The 7,055-nt window shown below is 71.5% G+C and carries 1 protein-coding gene (running past one end of the window); it reads left to right on the top strand.

Features of this window, described 5'->3' with window-relative positions:
- The first annotated feature begins 13 nt into the window (after window positions 1-13).
- Window positions 14-7,055: the beginning of an amino acid adenylation domain-containing protein gene (locus tag OIK44_RS12565; RefSeq protein ID WP_273671098.1), read on the top strand. It continues 23,102 nt past the right edge of the window; the window shows 7,042 of its 30,144 coding nt (coding positions 1-7,042); it begins with the start codon at window positions 14-16; its stop codon lies off the right edge, out of view.

The raw sequence follows: 7,055 nt of genomic DNA, 5'->3' as shown, positions 1-7,055 counted from the left end.
GAAGGTTCGCGACATGAACGACGTATCCGGTGCGGGAAAATGGGTTGTTGGTAAGGCGCCTTGGGAGCATTGCCTGCATGAGTTGATCGAGGCGCAGGCCGCCCGCACGCCCGAGCTGGAGGCCGTCTGGGATGCGCGGCAGGCGCTCAGTTACGCCGAGCTGGAGGCAAGAGCCAACCGCTGCGCGCACTTCTTGCGCGAAATGGGCGTCGGACCGGACGTGATTGTCGGCGTCACGCTCGACCGCAGCGTGCATCTGATGGTGGCCTTGCTGGCGATCCTGAAGGCGGGCGGCGCCTATCTGCCGCTCGACGCCGGGCTGCCGCAGGCGCGCCGCGCCTTCATGGCCGAGGATGCCGAAGTGTCGGTGGTGCTGACGCAGCAGACGCACGCCGCATTGTGGACGGGCCAGGGCGGGGTCGACACGGTGCTGTGCCTGGACAGCGAGGCGGACTTCCTGGACGGCTATCCGGCGACGCCGGTCGCGCCGCGCTCGTCGCCGGCCGATCTGGCCTACGTCTTGTACACGTCCGGCTCCACCGGCAAGCCCAAGGGCTGCATGCTGCCGCACGGCGCCATCGCCAACCGCCTGATCTGGATGCAGGAGCGCTACGGCCTGCTGGCCCGCGAGCGGGTGCTGCAGAAGACGCCGATCACCTTCGACGTCTCCGTGTGGGAGCTGTTCTGGCCGCTGCTGGTCGGCGCCACCGTGGTGATGGCGGCCCCGGGCGGCCATAAGGACAGCCACTATCTGGCGACGCTCCTGCGCGATCAGCGCATCGCCATGTGCCACTTCGTGCCGTCGATGCTGCGCTTCTTCCTGGACGAGCCGGCGGCGGCCGCCTGCGCCGATTTGCGCGACGTCTTCGTCAGCGGCGAAGCGCTGACGCTGCCGCTCATGCAGCGTTTTTTCCAGGTGCTGCCGGCGCGGCTGCACAATCTGTACGGCCCCACCGAAGCGGCGGTGGACGTCAGCCATTGGACGTGCGCGGCGCGTCCCGACAACAAAGTGCCGATCGGCCGCGCCATCGCCAATGTGCAGCTGAAGGTGCTCGACACGCAGCGCCGCGCGGTGGCCGCCGGCGAGGAGGGCGAACTCTATATCGGCGGCGTGGCGCTGGCGCGCGGTTACCTGAAGCGGCCGGACCTGACCGAACACAGCTTCGTCGCCGATCCCGAGCGGCCGGATGCGCGCCTGTACCGTACCGGCGACCGGGTGCGCGAACTGCCCGACGGTAATCTGGAGTACCTGGGCCGCATCGACTTCCAGGTGAAACTGCATGGCCAGCGCCTGGAACTGGGCGAGATCGAGGCCACGCTGCGGCGCTATCCGGGCGTGAAGGAGGCGGCGGTGGCGGTGCGCGGCGAGGCCGAGGGCGACGCCCGGCTGGTGGCGTATCTGGAAGCCGCCGACGGCGCCGAGCTGGCGGGCAATGCGCAGCCTATCCGTCGTTTCCTGGCCGAATACCTGCCCGAATATATGGTGCCCAGCCACGTCCATGTCCTGCCGGCGCTGCCGGTCAGCGCGCACGGCAAGCTCGACCGGGGCGCCTTGCCCTGGCCGCTGCCGGCAGCGCCGTCGCGCCAGGCGCAAGCCGTGGCGCCGCCCGCCGACCTGCTGGAGCAACTGCGCGGCATCGTGCAAGGCTTGCTGGGCGCCGACAGGGTGGACGACGACGCGGATCTGTTCGACCTCGGCGCCACCTCGCTGACGCTGATGCGTATCGTGCGCGCCGTGCGCGAGCTGAGCGGGGCGACCGTGGCCGTCGACGTGCTGCTGAACGGTCCCACGCTGCGCCATCTGCTCGGCCATGTCGGCGCGGCCGTCGCGCCAGCGGCGGCGGTTCAGGAAGCGCCGCCGCTGGCGGCGGCCTCGCCCGGCGTGCCGCCGGCCGGGCCGGCGCTGGCGGACCTGCAGCGCCTGGTTGGCGGCTTGCTGCGGCGCGCAGCGATCGGTCCCGACGACGACCTGTTCGACCTGGGGGCGACCTCGCTGACGCTGGTGAAGATCGCCCAGGAGCTGCGTAGCTCCTACGGCGTCAGCGTGTCGGTGGACGCGCTGCTCAACACGCCCACGCTGAATGGCATTGCCGGCCACCTGTCCTCACAGGTCAAGCCGGCGCCGGCCGGCGCGCATCCGGCCGCACCATTGCCGCGCGGCCCGCAGACCCTGGCGTTGCCGGAACCCTCCTTGCAAGCCTGGGCCAGCGCGGGGCGGCCGGCGGCGCCGGTAACGATGGAGGCCGGGCATGTCGGCGCCTGGCTGGGCCTGCTGCGCGCCGGTGTGCCCGGCGGCGATGCCGCTCACGATGCGGTGAAATACCTTTACCCGTCCAGCGGCGGCCTGAATGCCGTGCGCACCTATGTGGTGCTGCGGCGGGGCGCCGTCCGGGACTTGCCGGCCGGCGTCTTCTACTACGACCCGGTGCGCCACGCGCTGGTCGACGCGGGCGCGCCCGATGGCGCCGAGTCCGCCATCCTGGCGGCGGCGAACTTCAGCGCCTACGACGAGGCGCTGTGCGGCCATGCCGGCGTTGCCGTGTTCTTCGTCGCCGCGATGGCGGCCATCGCGCCTTTGTACGGTGCGGCCAGCGCGATGCTGCTCAGCGTCGAAGCCGGCTATATGCAGCAACTGCTGCGCGATCCCCGCTCGGCCGCCGGCATCCAGGCCGAGCCTGTGGCCGGTTTCGACGCCGACAGCCTGCACGCCCGGCTGGGTTTGGGCGACGACGAACAGCTCGTGAGTTGCCTGCTGGCCCTTACCGGCGGCAAGCTGCCGGCGCGCGGCCCGCTGGCGGCCCGCCTCGCCGCCGGCGCAAGCTTGCCCGCGGCGGCGCGAGACGCCGCCGGCCGGCCCGAGCGGCGGCTCCGCCACGGCGTCCATGCCCTGGAATGGGGCAGCGTGCTGGCCAGCAAGACCGAAGCGGGCGACATCCGCGCCGAGCAGCGGCATTTGCGGCGCATGCCGGAGGATGCCCGCCGCGTGCCGTTGGCAGGCCCGTCCTTCGACTGGGCCGAACACCGCTTGCGCGCCAGCCAGCGGCAGTTCGCCGCCGGCCCGGTGTCGCTGGCGTCGCTGGGCGGGCTGCTCAGCCTGGCCCGGCAGCGCGACAGCCAGGGGCGCGCGCTCGCGCTGCATCCGAATCCGCTGGAATTGACGCCGCAGCAGGTGTATCTGTGGGTGCGCGAAGGCGGCGTGCAGGGCCTGGCGGAAGGTGTCTACGTCTACGACGGCGTGCGGCACCTGTTGAGCTGGAGCGCCGAGCTGCCGGCCGAGCGCATGGCGCTGGCCTACACGCCGTATAACCGCCAGCATTTCAAGGCGGCGGCCTTCGTGATCCTGCTGGTGCCGCCGGCCGCCCGGCCGGCCGGCCTGGAGGACGAGCAGGCGACGCACCTGGGCATGCTCGAAGCGGGCGCCTTCGGCCAGGCGATGATGCGCTACCAGGCCGACTTCGGCCTCGGCCTGTGCCCCATTGGCGGCTTGCTGTTCGATCGCATCGCCGACGCGTTCGGCCTGCCGGCGGGCTGCGAGCCCTTGCACAGCCTGGTCGGCGGCGCGCACATCGAGTCCTTCCCGGGCTTGCGCCCGCGGCTGCTGCAGGCCGGCGACGCCGGCCGTGCCGCCGCGCCGGCTAGCGGCGAGGAGGGCATCGCGATCATCGGCATGGCCGGCCGCATGCCGGGCGCCGCTTCGCTGGACGAGTACGCGGACCGTCTGCGCGACGGCGTCAGCGCCGTCACGTCGCTGCCCGAAGGCCGCGCCGCTTTGCTGACGCGCCAGGGTCTGACGGCCGAGCGCATGCCGCCGGGCGGCTATGTGGCGGACATCGATTGCTTCGACAGCCTGCTCTTCAATATCGCGCCGGCCGAGGCGCGGCGCCTGGACCCGCAGGAGCGGCTGCTGCTGGAAACGGCCTGGGAGACGCTCGAAGAGGCCGGCTACAGCGCCGCGACCTTGCGCAGCCAGGGAAGCCGCGCCGGCGTCTTCGTCGGGGCGATGTGGAACGACTATCAAAGCCACGGCGTCGAGGCGTGGCAGGCCGATGGCGGGGTGGGCGAAACCTCGCACCACGCCTCGCTGGCCAATCGCATCTCGCACATGTTCGACTTCACCGGGCCTAGCGTGGCGATCAATACCTCGTGTTCGTCGGCGATGACGGCGCTGCACCTTGCCTGCGAGAGCCTGCGGCGCGGCGAGTGCGACGTGGCGCTGGTGGCCGGGGTCAACCTGATCGGCCACGCCTATCACGCCAGATTGTTGTCCGAGATCGACTATCTCGCCAAGGATGGCGTTTGCCGTCCGTTCTCGGCCGATGCCAGCGGCTGGGTGCTCGGCGAGGGCGTCGGCGCGGTGCTGCTGAAACCGCTGCCGCAAGCCCGGCGCGACGGCGACCACGTCCACGCCACGCTGCTGGGCAGCGCGATCGGCCACAGCGGCCACACGCAGCGTTACGGCGCCCCGCATGCCGGGCAGCAGGAGCGCGGCATGCGGCAGGCGCTGGAGCACGCGGGCGTGCGGCCGGAACAGGTCAGCTACGTCGAGGCGGCGGCGCCGGGCGCGAGCCTGGCCGATGCCGCCGAAATGGCGGCCCTGCAGGCTGTCTTCGGCACGTCGCAGCGGCAGTCGCCTTGTCTGGTCGGCAGCGTCAAGGCCAACGTCGGCCATCTTGAGTCGGCGTCGCTGATGTCGCAGCTATTCAAGGTCATCGCGCAGTTCCGCCGGCACACCCTGCTGCCGACCCTGCACAGCGAGCCGGCCAGTCCGCTGGTCGACCTCGACAGCGGCCGGCTGGCCATCGTGCGGACGGCGCAGGGCTGGCACGTCGACGGCGCGCCGCGCATCGCCTTGATCAACGTGCAGGGCGCGGGCGGTTCGGGCGGGCAACTGGTGCTGGCCGAGGCCGAGGTCGAAGCCGAAGCCGAAGCCGAAGCCGATGCCGTGGCGGCCGCGCAGCCGCGCCTGGTCCCGCTCAGCGCGGCCAATCCCGCGCGGCTGCGCGAGCTGGCGCAACGCCTGCACGCGCATCTTGCCGGAGACACGGAAGTCTGCCTTGCCGACCTGGCGTTCACGCTGCAAACGGGGCGCGCCAGCCTGGCCGAGCGGCTGGCCATCGTCGCCGATGACACGGCCGGCCTGCGGCGCGCCTTGGCGGCCTGGTTAAGCGACGACGCGGTGCGGCAGGGAGCGGGCTTCTCGCTCCAGCGCGCTCGCGTGTCGGGGACGCAGCAGACGCGTTGCGCCGCGACGGACGCGGCGGCGTTGGCCCGTGCCTGGGTGGCCGGCGAGCAGGTCGACTGGCTTGCCGCCGGTGCGGACGCGCGCCGGCGCCTGTCGCTGCCGACTTATCCGTTCGAGCGCGTCCGGCACTGGATCGGCCGCAGCGGCGCCCATGCGGGCAAGCCGGCCGATCCGGCCGATCCGCTGCTGCTGCAGGACATAGGCCGGCAGCTGCTGCGCCTGGTCGCGGCCGAGACTGAAATCGCCGAGTCCGGCATCGAAATCGACGCGCCGCTGGAGGCGCTCGGCCTGAACTCGATGATGATCGAAGCCCTGAACGTCCAGCTGGAGCAGCGCTTTGGTCCGGTGCCGAAAACCCTGTTCTTCGAATGCCGCAGCCTGGGCGAGGCGGCGGCGCGGCTGGCGCACAGCCACAGCCGGCGCGGCGCGGCCGATCGTGCCGCCGCCGCGCCGGCGCCGGCCGGCGCCGGCGATAGCCAGATGCCGATCGCCATTGTCGGCCTCAGCGGCCGTTATCCGCAGGCCGAGTCGCTTGCCGAGTTCTGGGCCAAGCTGGCCGGCGGCGTCGACTGCATCGACGAAATTCCCGCCGGGCGCTGGGATCAGTCCGCACAGAACGGCAGCAAGTGGGGCGGTTTCCTGTCCGACGTGGCGGCCTTCGACCCGCTGTTCTTCAATATGTCCCCGCGCGAGGCGGAGTTGATCGACCCGCAGGTTCGCCTGTTCCTGCAGACCGCCTGGCATGCGGTGGAGGACGCCGGTTATAGCCGCGCGGCGATGCGCCGCGCCTGCCAGAGCCGGGTCGGGGTGTTCGTCGGCGTGATGTACGGCGAGTACCAGCTGTATCCGAGCCTGGGCGAGTCCTTGTCGTTCAGCGGCTCGTTCTCGGCCATCGCCAACCGCGTCTCGTATGCCCTGGACCTGAAAGGCCCCAGCCTGGCCGTGGACACCATGTGTTCATCCTCGCTGACGGCGCTGCACCTGGCGGCGGAAGCGATCCGTTCGGGCGACTGCGCCTGGGCTATCGCCGGCGGGGTCAATCTGTCCCTGCATCCGAGCAAATACGCCTCGCACGCGCTGATGAATATGTCGTCCAGCGACGGCCGCTGCCGCAGCTTCGGCGACGGCGGCGACGGTTTCGTTCCCGCCGAGGGGGTGGGGGCGGTGCTGCTCAAGCCGCTGGACCAGGCGGTGGCGGACGGCGACCACATTTACGGGGTCATTCGCGGCAGTGCCATCAACCATGGCGGCCGCACCAACGGCTACACGGTGCCGGACCCCGCCGCCCATGCCGAGGTGATCCAGGCCGCGCTGCGCCGGGCCGGCATGAGCGCGCGCGACATCAGCTACATCGAGGCGCACGGCACCGGCACCTCGCTCGGCGATCCGATCGAGATTGCCGGCCTCAGTCTGGCCTTCGGCAGCGACCACGCCGGGGCGGGCTCGTGCGCGATCGGATCGGTGAAAGGTAATATCGGGCATGCGGAAAGCGCCGCCGGCATCGCCGGTCTGACCAAGGTGCTGCTGCAGATGCAGGCGGGCCAGCTGGCGCCCAGCCTGCACAGCGCGCGCTTGAACCCGCGCATCGACTTCGCGCAGACGCCCTTCACGGTGCCGCAGTCGCTGCAAGCCTGGGCGCGGCCGGGCGTGTCGGTCGGGGGCGAGTGCCGCGAGCTGCCGCGTGCCGCCGGCATCTCCTCCTTCGGCGCCGGCGGTTCCAACGCCCACCTGATCGTTCAAGAGTATCTGCCGGCGACAGCGCAGCCCGACGAGGGCGACGCCACGGCGCCGGTGTTGGTGCTGTTGTCGGCCC

It is taken from the genome of Janthinobacterium fluminis (genome assembly GCF_028595325.1).
GTDB classification, from domain to species: domain Bacteria; phylum Pseudomonadota; class Gammaproteobacteria; order Burkholderiales; family Burkholderiaceae_D; genus Janthinobacterium; species Janthinobacterium fluminis.
Note: the sequence above shows the minus strand (reverse complement) of the source record. Positions and strands in the feature narration are given on the sequence as shown.